This window comes from Vibrio aestuarianus, assembly GCF_028858425.1.
Lineage (GTDB): Bacteria > Pseudomonadota > Gammaproteobacteria > Enterobacterales > Vibrionaceae > Vibrio > Vibrio aestuarianus.
The window spans coordinates 2808291-2825573 of the sequence record NZ_JAKNYQ010000001.1; the positions used below are offsets into that span (position 1 = coordinate 2808291).

At 44.5% G+C, this 17283-nt stretch carries 11 protein-coding genes; 3 read left to right on the top strand and 8 right to left on the bottom strand.

Features of this window, described 5'->3' with window-relative positions; translation table 11 throughout:
* Positions 1 to 29 precede the first annotated feature (29 nt).
* The 4 genes from MCT08_RS12745 to MCT08_RS12760 form a co-directional block, all read right to left on the bottom strand.
* The gene (locus MCT08_RS12745) at positions 30 to 1043 is read right to left on the bottom strand and encodes a Fe(3+) ABC transporter substrate-binding protein (protein ID WP_274678533.1); all 1014 of its coding nucleotides are present in this window, start codon (positions 1041 to 1043) and stop codon (positions 30 to 32) included.
* A 140-nt stretch (positions 1044 to 1183) separates the two neighbouring features.
* Positions 1184 to 2413: an ammonium transporter gene (locus MCT08_RS12750; RefSeq protein WP_176245396.1), complete on the bottom strand. Its 1230-nt coding sequence runs from the start codon at positions 2411 to 2413 to the stop codon at positions 1184 to 1186.
* A gap of 28 nt (positions 2414 to 2441) precedes the next feature.
* The gene (locus MCT08_RS12755) at positions 2442 to 2780 is read right to left on the bottom strand and encodes a P-II family nitrogen regulator (protein ID WP_053311301.1); all 339 of its coding nucleotides are present in this window, start codon (positions 2778 to 2780) and stop codon (positions 2442 to 2444) included.
* Between the two features lie 190 nt (positions 2781 to 2970).
* Positions 2971 to 3345 carry a YacL family protein gene (locus MCT08_RS12760; RefSeq protein ID WP_053311302.1) on the bottom strand — a complete coding sequence of 125 codons (375 nt, stop codon included), beginning with the start codon at positions 3343 to 3345 and terminating at the stop codon, positions 2971 to 2973.
* Positions 3346 to 3429: 84 nt separating this feature from the next.
* Here MCT08_RS12760 and MCT08_RS12765 point away from each other — a divergent pair, with 84 nt between their 5' ends.
* From MCT08_RS12765 to MCT08_RS12775, 3 genes are all read left to right on the top strand, one after another.
* The gene (locus tag MCT08_RS12765; protein ID WP_171979571.1) at positions 3430 to 4575 is read left to right on the top strand and encodes a sugar diacid recognition domain-containing protein; all 1146 of its coding nucleotides are present in this window, start codon (positions 3430 to 3432) and stop codon (positions 4573 to 4575) included.
* A 133-nt stretch (positions 4576 to 4708) separates the two neighbouring features.
* Positions 4709 to 5974: a GntP family permease gene (locus tag MCT08_RS12770; protein WP_053311304.1), complete on the top strand. Its 1266-nt coding sequence runs from the start codon at positions 4709 to 4711 to the stop codon at positions 5972 to 5974.
* Positions 5975 to 5994: 20 nt separating this feature from the next.
* Positions 5995 to 7128 carry a glycerate kinase gene (locus MCT08_RS12775; RefSeq protein ID WP_274672562.1) on the top strand — a complete coding sequence of 378 codons (1134 nt, stop codon included), beginning with the start codon at positions 5995 to 5997 and terminating at the stop codon, positions 7126 to 7128.
* 112 nt (positions 7129 to 7240) lie between these two features.
* Here the strand turns inward: MCT08_RS12775 and acnB are convergent, their stop codons facing one another.
* The 4 genes from acnB to hrpB all read right to left on the bottom strand — a co-directional run bounded on the left by acnB (position 7241) and on the right by hrpB (position 17246).
* Positions 7241 to 9829, bottom strand: coding sequence for a bifunctional aconitate hydratase 2/2-methylisocitrate dehydratase (acnB, locus tag MCT08_RS12780; RefSeq protein ID WP_274678534.1), 2589 nt, complete (start codon positions 9827 to 9829; stop codon positions 7241 to 7243).
* A gap of 235 nt (positions 9830 to 10064) precedes the next feature.
* Positions 10065 to 12323 carry a patatin-like phospholipase family protein gene (locus tag MCT08_RS12785; RefSeq protein ID WP_425609358.1) on the bottom strand — a complete coding sequence of 753 codons (2259 nt, stop codon included), beginning with the start codon at positions 12321 to 12323 and terminating at the stop codon, positions 10065 to 10067.
* An 88-nt stretch (positions 12324 to 12411) separates the two neighbouring features.
* The gene (gene mrcB / locus MCT08_RS12790; RefSeq protein WP_274678536.1) at positions 12412 to 14781 is read right to left on the bottom strand and encodes a penicillin-binding protein 1B; all 2370 of its coding nucleotides are present in this window, start codon (positions 14779 to 14781) and stop codon (positions 12412 to 12414) included.
* Positions 14778 to 17246 carry an ATP-dependent helicase HrpB gene (gene hrpB, locus MCT08_RS12795; RefSeq protein ID WP_274678537.1) on the bottom strand — a complete coding sequence of 823 codons (2469 nt, stop codon included), beginning with the start codon at positions 17244 to 17246 and terminating at the stop codon, positions 14778 to 14780. The genes mrcB and hrpB overlap by 4 nt, the downstream gene beginning before the upstream one ends.
* Between the last annotated feature and the right edge of the window lie 37 nt (positions 17247 to 17283).

A 17283-nucleotide genomic window follows, 5' to 3' on the forward strand; every position in this document is an offset into this window, starting at 1 on the left:
TAGGGGTATGGTTATACCCCTAAAGTCAATTAAAGGTCAAATTTGACTTCATCTAGCAGTTTAATAGCCGCAGCGTGATTGTCTGCAATTTTCTCTAGTGGCAATGTATCCGCTTTGAACTCCCCCCAAGAAGCAACAAGTTCTGAACGCTCTACACCCGCTTTCACTGGGTATTCAAAATTCACTTCTGCGTACATGTGCTGCGCGCTGTCGCTAGTTAAAAATTCCATTAATTTAACGGCATTCTCTTTATTTGGTGCATATTTCGCTAACGCCATTCCGCTGACATTGACGTGAGTACCTTGCTCATTTTGGCCTGGGAAATTGATGTAAACCGAATCGGCCCAAGACTTCTGCTTAGGATCGTTGATCATTTTACCTAGGTAGTAGCTGTTACCCAGCGAAACGTCACATAGCCCTTCTTTGATCGCTTTAACTTGGTCGCGATCATTACCTTGTGGTTTACGGGCTAAGTTTGCTTTCACGCCTTCAAGCCAAGCTTTGGTTGTCGCTTCACCTTGTTCCGCAATCATTGAAGCAACAAGAGCAACGTTATAAGGATGCTTGCCGCTGCGTGTACAAACTTTTCCTTTGAATTCAGGCTTAGCGAGGTCGGCATAATTAAAGTCATCACCCAACTTTCCAACACGGTCACGTGAAGAATAAACGCTGCGAGTACGCACTGTTAATGCGAACCATTCATCCGCGCTGTCACGGTATTGCGCTGGAATATTACTGTCGATAGTGTCGTTGTCGACTGCCTGCACTAAACCTTTTTCAGACAATTCAAATAAACGGCTAAACTCAGAAGTTAAGATCACATCAGCAGGGCTGTATTCGCCTTCTTGTGCCAATTTTTCAGCAATACCTTCTTTTGCAAACTTCACATTGACCTTAATACCAGTCTCTTTAGTGAATTCTTTGAACATAGGTTCAATCAAAAATGGTTGGCGGTAAGAGTAAACATTAACTTCTTCCGCAGCCATCGCTGATGGAGCCAGTACACTACAAGCGATTGCAGAAAGAGTAAGCAGTTTCTTCATTGTCTCGTTCCTTTGAATTGGTAATGATAATGTTTATCAGTTTCGTTATTATATTCATGCTTAATCTTAAAACAATCATTAATCGAAAAAAAACCTGCCGATTATGGCAGGTTCTTCAGGATTTTATTTGTAAGGAAATATTATTTCACAGTGACAAACTCAGGATAAGCTCCTACGCCACAGTCATGCATATCCATACCTTCTAGCTCTTCTTCTTCGGTTACTCGAATGCCGATGGTTGCTTTCAATATCGCCCAAACCACTAGACTAGCACCAAATACCCAAGCAAAAATGACAGCGGCACCCAATAACTGTGAGCCAAAGCTTGCGTCACTGTTACTGATTGGCACAACCATTAGGCCGAAGAAACCGCACACACCGTGTACTGAAATCGCACCAACTGGATCATCAATTTTCACTTTGTCTAGAGCAATAATGCTAAACACCACGAGTACACCAGCAACAGCACCGATAGCAACAGAATAGAGTGGTGATGGCGAGAGAGGGTCTGCTGTGATAGCTACTAGACCAGCCAACGCACCGTTAAGGATCATCGTTAAATCCGCTTTACCCCATGTGGTCTTACAAACAAGTAGCGCCGCAATTGAACCTGCCGCAGCCGCAGCGTTAGTGTTCAAGAAAATTTGACCTACAGCAGTTGCATTTTCGAAATCAGACAGCATCAATTGTGAACCGCCGTTAAATCCAAACCAACCAAACCAAAGGATAAAGGTACCTAGCGTTGCCAATGGCATGTTTGAACCAGGGATTGGGTATATCTCACCATTTTTGCCGTATTTACCCTTACGAGCACCCAGCAGTAATACACCAGCTAACGCGGCAGAAGCACCTGCCATGTGTACAATACCTGAACCTGCGAAATCACTAAATCCAGCATCAGCGAGGAAACCTCCGCCCCATGTCCAGTAGCCTTCCATTGGGTAGATAAATGCAGTCAAAATGGCAGAGAAAATAAGGAAAGACCACAATTTCATTCGTTCTGCGACCGCGCCAGAAACCACAGACATCGCAGTTGCAACGAAGACCACTTGGAAGAAGAAATCTGATTCTAGTGAGTGATCAGCACCTTCACCTTGGCTACCAATCAGTGAACCAAATGATGGTAACCAACCCGCTTCAGCGTTGTCGACATACATAATGTTGTAACCAACCACTAAGTAAGTCGTACATGCAATAGCGTACAAACAAAAGTTCTTAGTTAAAATTTCGGTTGTATTTTTCGAACGTACTAAGCCCGCTTCTAACATGGCAAAACCGGCTGCCATCCACATCACTAATGCGCCCGAAATTAAGAAAAAGAACGTATCTAGAGCGTAACGTAACTCTGTTACTGTTGCTGATAATTCCATAATAGTTTTCTCCAATCCTTTGAATCTTTTATAGTGCTTCTGTATCCATTTCACCCGTACGAATACGAACCGCCTGGCTTAAGTCATACACAAAAATTTTGCCATCACCGATCTTACCGGTATGCGCAGCCTTAATAATCGCTTCAACCACACGATCAACATTTTCTGACTGTGTCGCTATCTCCAGTTTCACTTTTGGTAAAAAGTCCACTTGGTACTCTGCACCTCGGTATAGTTCGGTATGGCCTTTTTGACGGCCAAAACCTTTAACTTCTGATACTGTCATCCCTTCGATGCCAACATCTGCCAGTGCTTCACGCACATCATCTAACTTAAATGGTTTAATTATCGCGTTTATTAGTTTCATCGCATCCTCTCTGAAGCTGTAGTCCGTTTACGATTAATTAAATCCAAGGTACGTGCCAACTTTTTAATCTGTTGATTTTAAATGATTTAAATTAAATTCCCGATAAAAAAACAAAAGGGCCGCACCAATTAGGTGCAGCCCTTTCCCGAAAATAAGGCGAAACGCTTAAGCTTCACCAGTATTGTGCAACTTAGCGGTGGTAACCGATAAATTGACACCATTTATCCATCATTAAAACAAAATCATCAATGCCACAGCTCGCGGTGCTCTCACAATCATAAAAATCAAACTCGCTGTCTGTATCTAATTCATCTGCATGAGATAACACGTTTTCTTGCACCGTTACCTCGTCAGATAAAATGATGAGACTGATTTCGCATCCTTCAAGCGTCACTTCTCGGCTGGCTTCATTTTGTGCCGTTTCGATCAACTGCAATACTTGACCTATTTTGGTGTGATCCTTATTAATCTCTTCTTGCAACCAGCGCCCAATGATTTCGTGCCCCATAGAGAAAGCGCAGTAATAACTGCCATCAAGGGTATTTTTTTTAAATTCGTAATCCATCTAAATTCTCTGCAGATTGCTGCTTGGTGATATCGTCAACTTTGTTATTATCGGTGATTATTCCTAGCGAAACCACTTGAGATTATGCAGATCACCGAAACCATCGCCCGACAAATAGTTGAGCGAGCCATGAAGATCATCAGTTATTCGATCAATGTAATGGATGACAAAGGACGCATTATTGGCTCTGGCGACTCTGCACGTTTACACCAAAAGCACGAAGGGGCAATTCTGGCGATCAATGAAAACCGCGTCGTCGAGATTGATAAGGCCACATCTGGATACCTTAAGGGTGTAAAACCGGGAATTAATCTACCTATTATTTACCAAGAGCAAGTCATTGGTGTTGTGGGTATTTCAGGCGCACCGAGTGAAGTGCGCCATTACGGTGAGTTAGTTAAAATGACGGCTGAGCTTATTGTTGAGCAAGCGGCATTGATGGCTCAGGTTCAATGGAATAAACGCCACCGTGAAGAGTTATTATTGCAATTGATCCAAGGCTCAACTCTCAATGAAACACAGCTCAACTCAATTGCCGAACGTTTGGGGCTAGACCTTTCTCAGCCGCGTATAGCCGCGGTAGTTAAAGTCATACCTGAAAAAGATACGGCGCTCTCTTTGGAACATCTACAACAACTTGTCCATTTACTAGAATACCCAGAACGCGACAACTTGGTCGGAATTATCTCGGTCTCGTTAAATGAAGTGGTGGTGCTAAAGCCGATCTCATTAACTCATAAAGGATGGTCGCAAGAAATCGAAGCAAAACGAGTTAACCAACTCCTCAAACGAATCAAGAAAGAGGGCAAATTCACTATAAAAATTGCCTTGGGTGATTATTTTCCAACACTCGCTGGTTTGGCAAAATCCTACCAGACCGCCAAGCTTACCATGCAAGCTTCAGATAATAAGCCTGGCCAAGTATTCTTCTATCAAGATGACAAACTCCCCGTGTTACTTAACAGCATTAAAGATGAGCAGTGGCGAAGTGATCAATTACGTCAGCCTTACACACTACTAGAGTCATATGACACCAAAGGCATTCTGATGAAGACGCTTGAGAGTTATTTTGCTCAAAACTGCGATGTACATCAAACTTGCCAAGTACTTCATATTCATCGTAATACCCTACGCTACCGGCTAGAGAAGATAGAACAAGTTACCTCTTTAAAATTCAATAAGTTAAATGATATCACTCATCTTTATCTGGCTTTTTCTTGTTTTAAATAAACATTAAAATTGTGCAAACGCACAAATAACCCTCTTATTCCTTCCTTAAAATTCGTACAGATAGCTAAAGACTACTCACTATTGGCTGCATATATTGCAGCCAAATACAGATTAACTAGTACGGATATTGAACATGATTGAAGTTTCTACGCTTGGCGCTTTGGCTGCACTTGTCGTTGCCATCGGCTTAATTCTCAAAAAAGTTCCACCCGCTTATGGCATGATCATTGGTGCGTTGGTCGGCGGTGTGATCGGCGGTGTTTCGTTAACCGATACAGTTGCCTTAATGATTGGTGGTGCTCAAGGCATCGTAACCGCTGTGCTGCGTATTCTTGCAGCTGGTGTTCTTGCTGGGGTATTGATTGAATCCGGCGCAGCAACTTCTATCGCTGAAAATATTGTAAAAAAGGTTGGTGAGACTCGAGCACTCCTTGCTTTGGCACTTGCAACCATGATCTTGACTTCAGTCGGTGTGTTTGTCGATGTTGCAGTGATCACCGTTTCTCCAATCGCTTTGGCAATTGCACGTCGTGCGGACATTTCAAAAACCGCGATTTTATTGGCGATGGTCGGTGGCGGTAAAGCGGGCAACGTAATGTCTCCAAACCCTAACGCCATTGCGGCGGCGGATGCTTTCAATGTACCGCTAACTTCAGTTATGGCTGCGGGCGTGATCCCTGGTTTATGTGGTTTGTTGCTTGCTTATTTTATTGCTAAACGTCTAGTAAATAAGGGTAACAAAGTTTCTGAAACTGAAGTGGTCGCGGTTGATCACAGCAAATTGCCTTCTTTCACAACAGCAATCGTTGCACCACTAGTAGCGATTGCCCTGCTAGCACTGCGCCCAATCGCAGGCATCAATGTTGACCCTCTTATTGCGTTGCCACTTGGTGGTTTGCTTGGTGCGATCGCTATGGGACGTTTCCAAGAAACCAACCGTTTTGCTGTATCAGGTCTGAACCGTATGGCCCCCGTTGCTGTCTTGTTGATGGGTACTGGTACTTTAGCCGGCATCGTAGCCAACTCTGGATTAAAAGATGGTTTGATTGATCTGCTTGCTCTGTCTGGTCTGCCATCTTTCCTACTTGCTCCTATCTCTGGTGCAATGATGTCACTTGCCACCGCTTCAACCACGGCAGGTACAGCCGTTGCTGCAAGTGTATTTAGCACCACTATTTTAGAACTTGGTGTACCTGCTTTAGCTGGGGCGGCCATGATTCACTCGGGTGCGACAGTTTTAGACCATATGCCACATGGTAGCTTTTTCCATGCTACCGGCGGCGCGGTTCATATGGACATTCGTGAACGCCTCAAGCTGATCCCTTATGAATCTGCTGTTGGCTTAATGATCGCCTTTGTATCGGTGATGATATTTGGTGTGTTTGGTCTATTTGTTTAATTTCGGTAAGGTTAAAAAAAATGAAAATTGTAATTGCTCCTGACTCATACAAAGAAAGCCTCACCGCGATGGGTGTTGCTCAAGCGATTGAAGATGGGTTTAAACAAGTTCTGCCAAATGCAGAATACGTTAAGTTACCGATGGCTGATGGTGGCGAAGGTACAGTGCAGTCTTTGGTCGATGCGACTAATGGCACTATTGTTCATCATCCCGTGATTGGTCCTTTAGGTGAAGTGGTTGAAGGTTTCTATGGCCTGATGGGCGATGGTGAAACCGCAATTATTGAGATGGCAGCAGCTTCCGGCCTAGATTTAGTCAAGCCAGAACAACGCAACCCACTTAAAACGACAACTTACGGCACAGGCGAACTTATCAAGGCTGTGTTAGACAAAGGCGTTAAGCACATCATCATCGGGATTGGTGGCAGTGCAACCAATGATGGTGGTCTAGGTATGGCGCAATCTTTGGGTATTCGCATGCTCGACATTGACGGCAATGAACTTGGTTTTGGTGGTGGCGAGCTCGCGAAGCTGGCAACTATTGATCTGAGCAACCTGGACCCTCGCTTAAGTACGGTGCGCCTGGAAGTGGCTTGTGACGTAGATAACCCATTGTGTGGCCCGAAAGGCGCATCTCACGTATTTGGCCCACAAAAAGGGGCGACACCAGAAATGGTTGAGTTGCTTGATGCGAACCTAGCGCATTATGCAAATATCATGAAACAGCAACTGAATAAAGACGTCGTCAATATGCCGGGCGCTGGTGCGGCAGGTGGTCTCGGCGCGGCGTTAGTTGGACTATTAGGCGCAGAACTACGACCTGGGATCAATATCGTGATGGATGCTGTAGATTTGGCTAACGTGGTTGCTGATGCTGACTTGGTCATCACCGGTGAAGGTCGTATTGATAGCCAAACCATCCATGGTAAAACACCGATTGGTGTGGCGCGTATCGCTAAACAATACAATCTACCAGTTATCGGTATCGCTGGCTGTCTATCTACCGACTGCGGCGTAGTGCACGAGTATGGTATCGATTCGGTATTTGCCGTCGTTAACCGTTCAGTGGATTTGCCAACGGCACTTGCAGAAGCAGCACAAAATATCGAACTAACCGCACGTAACGTTGCGGCTACACTAAAAATGCAATTTTAGCCATTCTATTCTGGTCGAGTCATCCAGATGAACTCGGTAGATGGCGAAAACCATTAGGCGAAAAAAAACCGCAGGTATTTATACCTGCGGTTTTTTTTGATAACAACTAACCTTATGCAGGTTCTTGGAAGATGACTTCCGCCGCTTTCTTGGTGTACTGATCCATTTTATGGAAGTTCAAGTAACGGTAAGTATCCGCTGCTGTCGCATTTATTTGCTGTGCATACTCTAAGTATTCTTCCTTAGTTGGAATACGACCTAAAATAGCCCCTACCGCTGACAGCTCAGCAGAAGCAAGATAAACATTCGCACCTGTACCCAAACGGTTCGGGAAATTACGAGTTGATGTTGACATCACGGTTGCTTTATCGGCAACTCGCGCTTGGTTACCCATGCACAACGAACATCCTGGCGTTTCAATACGAACTCCAGCCCGGCCAAAGATGCCGTAATAGCCCTCTTCGGTCAATTGATCCTTGTCCATCTTCGTTGGTGGAGCAACCCACAAACGAGTATCAAGCTGCCCATTAAATTTCTCAAGCAGCTTACCAGCGGCACGGAAGTGACCAATGTTGGTCATACAAGAACCAATGAACACTTCATCAATTTTGGTACCTTGTACATCAGACAACAAGCGAGCGTCATCAGGATCGTTCGGTGCACATAAAATTGGCTGATCGATTTCCGCCAGATCAATTTCAATCACATGAGCGTATTCTGCGTCTTTGTCCGCTTCCATTAACTCTGGGTTCGCTAGCCACTCTTGCATAGCGGTGATGCGGCGTTCAATAGTACGACGATCGCCGTAACCTTCAGCGATCATCCACTTCAGCATCACGATGTTTGAATTTAAGTATTCAGCAATCGATTCTTGAGAAAGCTTAACCGTACAGCCCGCGGCACTGCGCTCTGCTGATGCATCTGATAGCTCAAATGCCTGCTCGACCGTCAGGTGCTCAACTCCTTCGATTTCCAGCACGCGGCCAGAGAACTCGTTAATCTTACCCGCTTTCTCTACAGTAAGTAGACCTTGCTTGATACCGTAATAAGGAATGGCATGAACCAGATCACGTAACGTGATGCCCGGTTTCATCTCACCTTTGAAGCGCACCAAAATAGACTCTGGCATATCCAAAGGCATCACACCGGTGGCGGCAGCAAACGCTACTAAACCAGAACCTGCTGGGAATGAAATACCCAATGGGAAACGAGTATGTGAGTCACCACCAGTACCAACGGTATCTGGTAATAGCATACGGTTTAGCCATGAGTGAATAACACCATCACCAGGGCGTAAAGAAACACCGCCACGGTTCATAATGAAATCTGGCAGAGTATGGTGTGTATTAACATCAACTGGTTTTGGATAAGCCGAGGTGTGACAGAATGACTGCATGACTAGATCTGCAGAGAAACCTAAACACGCTAAGTCTTTTAGCTCATCGCGCGTCATTGGTCCGGTTGTGTCTTGAGAACCTACGGTCGTCATCTTAGGCTCACAGTATTGACCTGCACGCACACCTTCAACACCACACGCTTTACCGACCATTTTCTGCGCAAGTGTATAACCTTTTTCTGATGCTAAAGGATCAACAGGCTTAGCAAATAACTCAGACTCTGCTAGACCAAGAGATGCGCGAGCACGACTTGTTAATCCACGGCCAATAATTAGTGGAATACGACCACCAGCGCGCACTTCATCAAGCAGTACGCTGCTCAGTTTGAAGCTTGAAATCTCAATACCGTCTTTGCGCACAACGCCTTCATATGGATAGATGTCAATCACATCACCCATATGCATTTCTTGTACGTTCAGTTCAATTGGTAGAGCGCCTGAATCTTCCATTGTGTTATAGAAAATTGGTGCGATCTTGCCACCTAAACAAATACCACCAGTGCGCTTATTAGGTACATAAGGGATATCTTCCCCCATAAACCAAAGCACTGAGTTTGTGGCGGATTTACGTGAAGAACCGGTACCGACAACATCACCAACGTAAGCGAGTGGAATGCCCTCTTTTTGCAGTTCTTCAATTTGACTAATTGGACCAACGCTGCCTGGTTGGTCTGGGTTGATACCATCACGTTCCATTTTCAGCATTGCTTTCGCATGAACTGGGATATCAGGACGTGACCAAGCATCAGGCGCTGGAGATAAGTCATCGGTGTTGGTTTCACCGGTCACTTTAAATACTTTAACGGTGATTTTTTCCGCTACTTTTTCTTTAGAGGTAAACCAATCGGCATCAGCCCAAGCCTGTAGCACTTGCTGTGCATAGACATTACCTGCTTTAGCTTTTTCTTCAACATCGTAGAACGCATCGAACATCAATAGCGTGTGAGATAACGCTTTAACGGCAATAGGAGCGAGCTTTTCATCATCAAGCAAAGAAACCAGTGGCTCAATGTTATAACCGCCTTGCATTGTACCTAGCAATTGAGCCGCTTTTTCACGGCTGACCAGTGGTGATGAAACCTCACCTTTAGTGATTGCGGTTAGAAAGCCTGCTTTGACATACGCTGCTTCATCAACACCAGGAGGAATACGATTTTCAAGCAGATCAAGAATAAATTCTTCTTCACCTTGAGGGGGATTTTTTAATAGTTCAACAAGTCCAACGACTTGTTCAGCATCTAGGGGTCTAGGAACAACTCCTTCAGCAGCACGCTCTGCGACGTGTTTACGGTAGGCTTCAAGCACGACTTTTTCCTCTCATTGCGGTTTACTCTACTGTTATAAAAATGACGAGTAAACATCCTTGGAAACTTGGCTCTCCGTTGCCAAACACCTTAAGCATGATCAGCGGCAGAGAGGCCAAACTGTGGGACGCAGAATAGCAAATTTAACTTTAAATTAAAATCTTATCATTTTGACCAACATAGCAACTTAAGACTAAAGTTCTACGATTTTTAAGTAACTTAACCAATATTTTCCATCAAAAATCGGTTCCGATACTCAAATATATCGAGTCAAAATTATCTTCTGTACGACCATAACCAAACATAATGGGTCCAATTGGAGAATCGATGCCAACAAAGAGCGAACCAGCTCTATATAATGGCGCGCTATCCAAACGAATATCAGGGTCAGACCAAACACCACCATATTCTATTGAGCCCCCAACATAAAAAGGGGAAGTAAATAGCCCAAAGTCATTATCAAACCAACGATAGCGGTAGACTAAGCTAGTAAATACCTTATTTTGACCAATTAAACTATTACGAGGAATCCCTGATAAGTTTAAAAAACCACCAATAGTTTGAGGATCAAGTGGCTGAAGTGAATTTTTACTGTACACCACACCGTAGTCTAAATTAGCGACCAAAGTATGGCGTTCAATACTGTAAGCGCCAATAAATTCCGCTGAAACTTCATAAGTTGTATCTGAAATTTCATCGATACCTACACTCTCAACATCAGTACTATTGTCATGTGAAATTAGGTATTCAAGATCTAAATAAACCCCTTTTCTTGGCAAGCTAAAACTATCTAACGTATCAAGTCGATACCTAGCGAATACACCAGTACGACTATAGTCCATACCTCCGAACGACTGAAGGTTTGACACTTCTGCCTCACCATCTGTATATCGAGCGCCTAATTGAAACTCTTGCCAAAGGGTATATTGATAGCCAACCGCGATCTCCCCAACCCACTCGTTGTAAACAATTGGCAAGTAATCTTGTGTGGCTTCCAGTGATGTATCTTCAAAACCGTCCAAGGGAACAACACTATTATTATGACTAAATTCGATAAAACCAGTAGTGAAAACTTTCTGTCCCGAAAACCATGGAGAAAATAGTTCAGCTTTGAATAGTTTATCTGTTCCTATTTCAACGTCCAAACGCAGTTCGGCACCATGAGCATTAAGATCAGTAAAATTGGTTGATATACCTAACGCATATTGACTATCAGTATGAAAATCATCTTCTAAGAAAAAACGAAAGTTGACGTAATTCGGCCCCCACGATTTTTCTTTTACATTAATCACCAGTTGATTTTTCCCTTCCTGCACTCGGTGTTGATAAGTCACCAGTTCAAAACGGTCCAACACGTACAGCTCTTGAATACTCGACTCAATTTTTTCGGTAGACAGCACTTCACCCACCGCTAAATTCAAACGGTTTTTGAGGAGGGAATCACTATAGTGGGTTTGATTATTAAGAACAATTTCATCAACTCTAATCTCATCACCATAAGTAAGTTGCTTACGTCGAGATTGCTTATGGTTGATATGGTTTTGGTAGTCAGCAGTAGATAACGCGAGCTTGGACAACATCGATTGGTTAGCCATAACGACTTCATAACCTTTATCAAATGCTGCTGGCATTTTATCGAACTCGGTTGTTTCCATCGCCCCAACTTCAGGGTTTAATAGCACGTCATCGCTTGTTAATAAACTCGCTTGTGCATGGGTACTTCGCTGAACCAAATAATTGGTAAGTTGATTAGCCACCGTCAAAAAAGAGGTGAAGTCTTCCTGAGATTTATAATCGGTGCTGATATCAACGGCAATCACAATATCAGCCCCTAATTGACGAGCAACATCAACTGGCATGTTATTAATCACACCACCATCAACTAACCAACGCCCTTCTAATTCATAAGGAGGCAGAGCACCAGGTACAGACATGCTCGCCATCATGGCATCGACCAAATAACCATGATCGATCACCACTTGTTGTAGCTCAATGATATCGGTTGCAACCGCACGATAAGGAATAACAAGATCATCAAACGATTGAAACTCAGACAAATTACCTGACGTTTCTCGTAAGATCCGCAACATATTTTGTCCTTGCACCACACCTTTAGGTGAGCGTACTCCGCCCTTTCCTACCCCAAGATCGGTTTTTAATTGATAACGGTCTTCATATTCTTTATCTCTCACTCGGCGCTGACTGCGACTGACTCGATCTCGGTATCCACTGTTCCAATCCACACTATAGATAAGGCTTTCAATTTCTTCAGCGCTCATTCCACTAGCGTACAAACCACCAACATAAGCGCCCATACTGGTACCGGTAATATAATCGATGGGAATGTGGAGCTCTTCCAGCGCTTTTAAAACACCAATATGCGCTGCACCTTTGGCTCCACCTCCCGCCAAGACCAAAGCAATTTTGGGGCGAGAAGGAACTGCCGTTTCCTTAGCTTTTGAGTCACCTGCTAATGCAGAAACCGAGGGTAACACGAGTAGCAAGCACAATATGCCAGTCACAAAACGGTTCACGATTCTTCCTTAAATACCTTTAAAATCAGCTTAATATAAACGTCCATAATTACCACTGGAAGAGTTTTTTAAACCATTGTCCCGGCGGCTTGTCACAACCTTGTTTGATTGAGCCACTTTTATCCCAAATTGGCAACTTAAATTCATTGTTACAGTCAAGCACCAACTCACCATTTTGATCTTTTGCAAACCCGACCGTGGTAATACCTTGCGGCCAAGGCAGCTCTAATTTTTCGGGAATACGGTGCTTCAAATATTCTGCGTAAACACGCAAAGCACCACTGGACCCCGTCAACTTAATCGGCTGGTTATCATCACGTCCAAGCCAAACAGTGGTCACTTCACGCCCATCTATACCGACAAACCAACTGTCACGGTTATCATTGGTTGTTCCCGTTTTACCTGCTAAGGCCGCCCAAGCAAACTGGTTATTTAGATAACGTCCAGTACCTTCAAGCACGCCACGCTTCATCGCATAGGTCGTCAGCCACGCCGCTTGTTGGTCGACAGCTTGAGACACTTTCGGCATTGATTGATAAAGTACATTACCATCCAAATCTAACACCGAACGCAATGCTGACAAGGAAGCTTTTTTGCCAGAATTGGTTAGCGTTTGGTACATTTGTGCAACTTGATAAGGTGTTAGCGAGAATGCGCCTAAGAACATCGAAGGTACAGGGCGAATTTCATTTTTATCGATGCCTAAACGCTGCAATGTTTTTGATACATTATCAATGCCCAACTGCATACCAAGCTGAACAGTTGGGACATTCAGTGATTTAGCCAATGCTACATATAATGGAACTTCACCACGAAACTGACGATCATAATTACGCGGTGACCACACATTACCTTGACTGCCTTTAAGCGTAATAGGCTTATCCATTAACGTCGTTGCTAAGCTGTATTGTTCTGGCTGTTGCAAAGCCGTGAGATAAACCGCAGGTTTGACTAACGAGCCAATCGGACGACTGGCGTTTAACGCTCGGTTAAAACCGTCATAACCTGTACGTTTACCACCAACCATGGCACGAATTTCACCGCTATTTCGATCAACTGCAATCGCCGCGGCTTCCAAGTCTTTACCTGCGGTCTTAGCCAAGGTTGGAATTTGAATATCAATCGCTTGTTCCAGTTTTGCTTGTGAAACAGGATCTAACGAAGTAAACACTCTTAAGCCAACATCGGATTTAAAAGCATCACCAACCTTCTCTTTCAACTCGATACTCAACTGTTGAAAATAGGCAGGTTGGCGACTCGCAATATGTGGAGTTTTCTGCACATCTAAAGGCCGACTGGCCGCTTGTTCAAACTGGTTAGCTGTCAAAATATTTTGCTGCATCATCAGCTTAAGAACCAAATCTCGGCGCTCTTTGGCTCGATCTGGGTAACGGGCTGGGTTGTAATAGGAGGGACCTTTGACCATACCAACCAGTAAAGCAAGCTGATCAATGCGCAATTCCTGTAAAGGCTGACCGAAATAAAGACGCGAGGCTAAACCAAAACCATGAATCGCTTCACCACCACTTTGACCTAAATACACTTCATTCAAATACGCTTCTAAAATGCGATCTTTGCTGTAACGGTGATCAAGAATAAGCGCGATATACGCTTCTCTTAATTTACGCCATAACGTTCTGTCGCTAGACAGAAAAATATTCTTGGCCAATTGCTGGGTCAATGTACTACCACCCTGCACCGTTCGTCCCGCTTTAATATTAGCGACCAGAGCTCGAATAATGGCAAAAGGAGAAACACCGTCATGTTGATAAAAATAGCGATCTTCAGTGGCCAATAAAGCATCAACCATCACTTCTGGAAATTGCTCTCGACGTAAAAAAAGGCGCTGTTCATCGTTGCCTTTTTCTAACATCCCCAACATTTTAGGTTCAATACGCAAATAGCCTAAATCCCCTTTCTGCTCTAAGGATTGGATTCGCGATAATCCATTCTCATCAAAATACAACATGGCATGACGGTCAGCCTCCGGACCATCGGCAAACTCAAAAGGACGGCGAATAATTTCGATTTTAGTGGAAGAAGAAGAATACTCTCCCGCATAACGCGGTTGACTTACCTTGCGATAATTAAGCACATCCAATTCATTGCGCAGTTCTTGGATAGTGGTGCTATCACCAGGTTCAAGGTTTAAAATACGGGCATACACCACCGTTGGAAGATCAAATAATTGCCCTTCAAAACGCTGTTTGACTAACGTATCAAGGTAAATACCAACAAATAGCAGTACCGCGGCTAATGCCACACCTAGCTTCCAACTGATTCCCCACACTATTTTTAGCCAGCTTTTGTGTTGAGACGGCGTTTTTTTAGCTTTGGTTTTACGTTGTGGTGCACGACGTGGAGTGCTTGCTTTCTTTGTCGTTTTCTTCACTGCTGGCTTTTTATTATTGGTTGTCATTTCGTTAACTGTCGTTTGGTTTTTGTCGTGGCGATATGAGTGGCGGGATCATCTGGCCATACATGCTTGGGATAACGCCCTTTCATCTCTTTTTGTACTTCTTTGTACGCACCCGCCCAGAAAGCCGCCAGATCTTGAGTCACTTGTAACGGGCGTTGAGCTGGAGAAAGTAACTCCATTACCAATTTTTTACGCCCTTTCGCGATGCAAGGTGAATCGTGCTCACCAAATACTTCTTGCATCCTCGCGGAGAGCATTGGCTCACCATGTTGCTGATAACGAATTGGCGCTCGATTACCGGTAGGCAAAGTATGGTGAGTCGGTAACCATTGAGCCAAATAGTTATTCAATGGCCATCCTAAGTAAGCATCTAAAGCATCCTCAACCGAGATTTGGCGCAGTCCTTTAGCCGATTTAATACCATTGAGGTACGGGGCTAACCAAACCTCCAACTGCTCAAGTAAGCTGTCATCATCACAGGCAGGCCAGTCTTCTTCGGGTAACCATTGTACGGCACACCTAAGACGGGTGAGTAATGCTTGCACATCATCGCTCCACTGTAATACCGATAACCCCTTACGACGAACATAATTAAGTAAAGCTTGCGTGATTTTATCTTGAGCCGGCTCTGGTAACACTTGGCGTTCAATAATTAACTTACCGCAACGCAACTGCTTTTCAGCGCTTAAGCGACCCGATTTTTCATCCCAATCCACAAATTCATCGCTATGAAATAACTCAGGAAAGTGAGATTGCAAAGCATGCATATCCAACTCTGCAGCGCTAAAGATCTGACTCGCACCAACGCGAGTGCGCATTAAATCCACCGCAACCAAATAGGGAGCATGAGCTAATCGCTCTTCTTCACACACTTGAGCACCATGACCATTCGCCAATAAAAATTGCCCAGCTTGGCGACTATCGCGTAGCGCTGCAATACGATCAGGAAACGCAAGGCTTAGCACTATGGCAACCAGTGATTCATCGACTGAGGTAAGAGCGAATGTAGTCCCTAATTTGTTGGCCAAACTCATGGCACGTTTGTGCATGGTTTGAGCTTTATTGTGCTTACCTTGCTGCCAGCGAAATAAGCCATGTTGGACATCTAAGACATGACGTTCCGGCTCTTCAAGCAACGCAGCGACGGCCAATGCACTATTGAGCATCGCGTCGCTATGCGCTTTAGTTTTTAGTAACATACTGGCGAGTCGAGGCTCAACGCCTAGATATTGAGCCTCTTGCCCCAATGCAGAAAGCTGCTGCTTGCAGTCCATTAAGTCAAGCGCATTAAGCAGTTGCCATGCTTGTTGCATAGCTGGTTGTGGTGGCACATCCAACCACGGCAATTCATTGACTGAAGCCACGCCCCACTGGGCTAACTCCATCGCCAGTGGCGCTAAATCTGTGTGTAAAATTTCAGGGGATGAAACTTGAGGCTGCTGTTTATACTGAGCTTCACTATACAGACGTAAAGCGATTCCAGGCTCTAAACGACCAGCACGACCGGCACGCTGGTCGGCCGATGATTGGGCGATTTTCACTTGTTCTAAACGAGTAATGCCAGTTTTTAAGTCAAACTTGGCGACACGCTCCAGCCCTGAATCGACCACGATACGAATACCTTCAATCGTCAAAGAAGTCTCGGCAATATTAGTCGCCAATACTACTTTACGTCGCCCTGCTTTAGCGGGTGTAATCGCCTGTTGCTGCATTTCACTACTCAACTGCCCATACAAAGGGCAAACGTCAATATCATCAGCAAGGTTAGACAATTGTTGTTCTAACTGCTTAATAGCGGAAACACCCGGCAAAAAAGCCAGCAATGAACCACTTTCAGAACGCATCAATGAGTCAATATGTTTACCCAAGGTTGGAATCAGGTACTGATTCGCTTTTAACGGTGCGTAACGAATATCAACCGGGTATGAGCGACCATCTGATTCAACGTATTCGGCCAGCGGCAATAATGACTGTAAGGTGTGCTGATCTAACGTTGCAGACATCACCACCAACTTTAAGTCATCGCGTAAGGCCGACTGCACCTCCAAACTCAATGCTAAAGCGGTATCAGCATGAATACTACGTTCATGAAATTCATCGAAAATCAGCAACTGCACACCTGAAAGTTCCGGATCGGCTTGAATCATCCGCGTCATAATACCTTCAGTCACAACTTCGAGCTGAGTACAAGCACTGACTTTGCTATCACCACGCACTCGATAGCCAACAGTTTGCCCGACACGCTCACCTAACTGCAGAGCAATGTAGCTTGCAATGTTGCGGGCTGCTAAACGTCGAGGTTCGAGCATAATGATCTTGCCAGTTAAGATGCCCGACTTAAGTAATTGCAGAGGAAAATACGTCGATTTACCCGCCCCCGGTGTCGCTTTAACAATTAACTGAGGGGAGCGTTGTATCCCAGCCAGTAGCTTGGGCATCACAGCTTGAATGGGCAATTGTGACAATGTGCAGTCCTTGTGTTTAAATGGCGGCAACATTGTA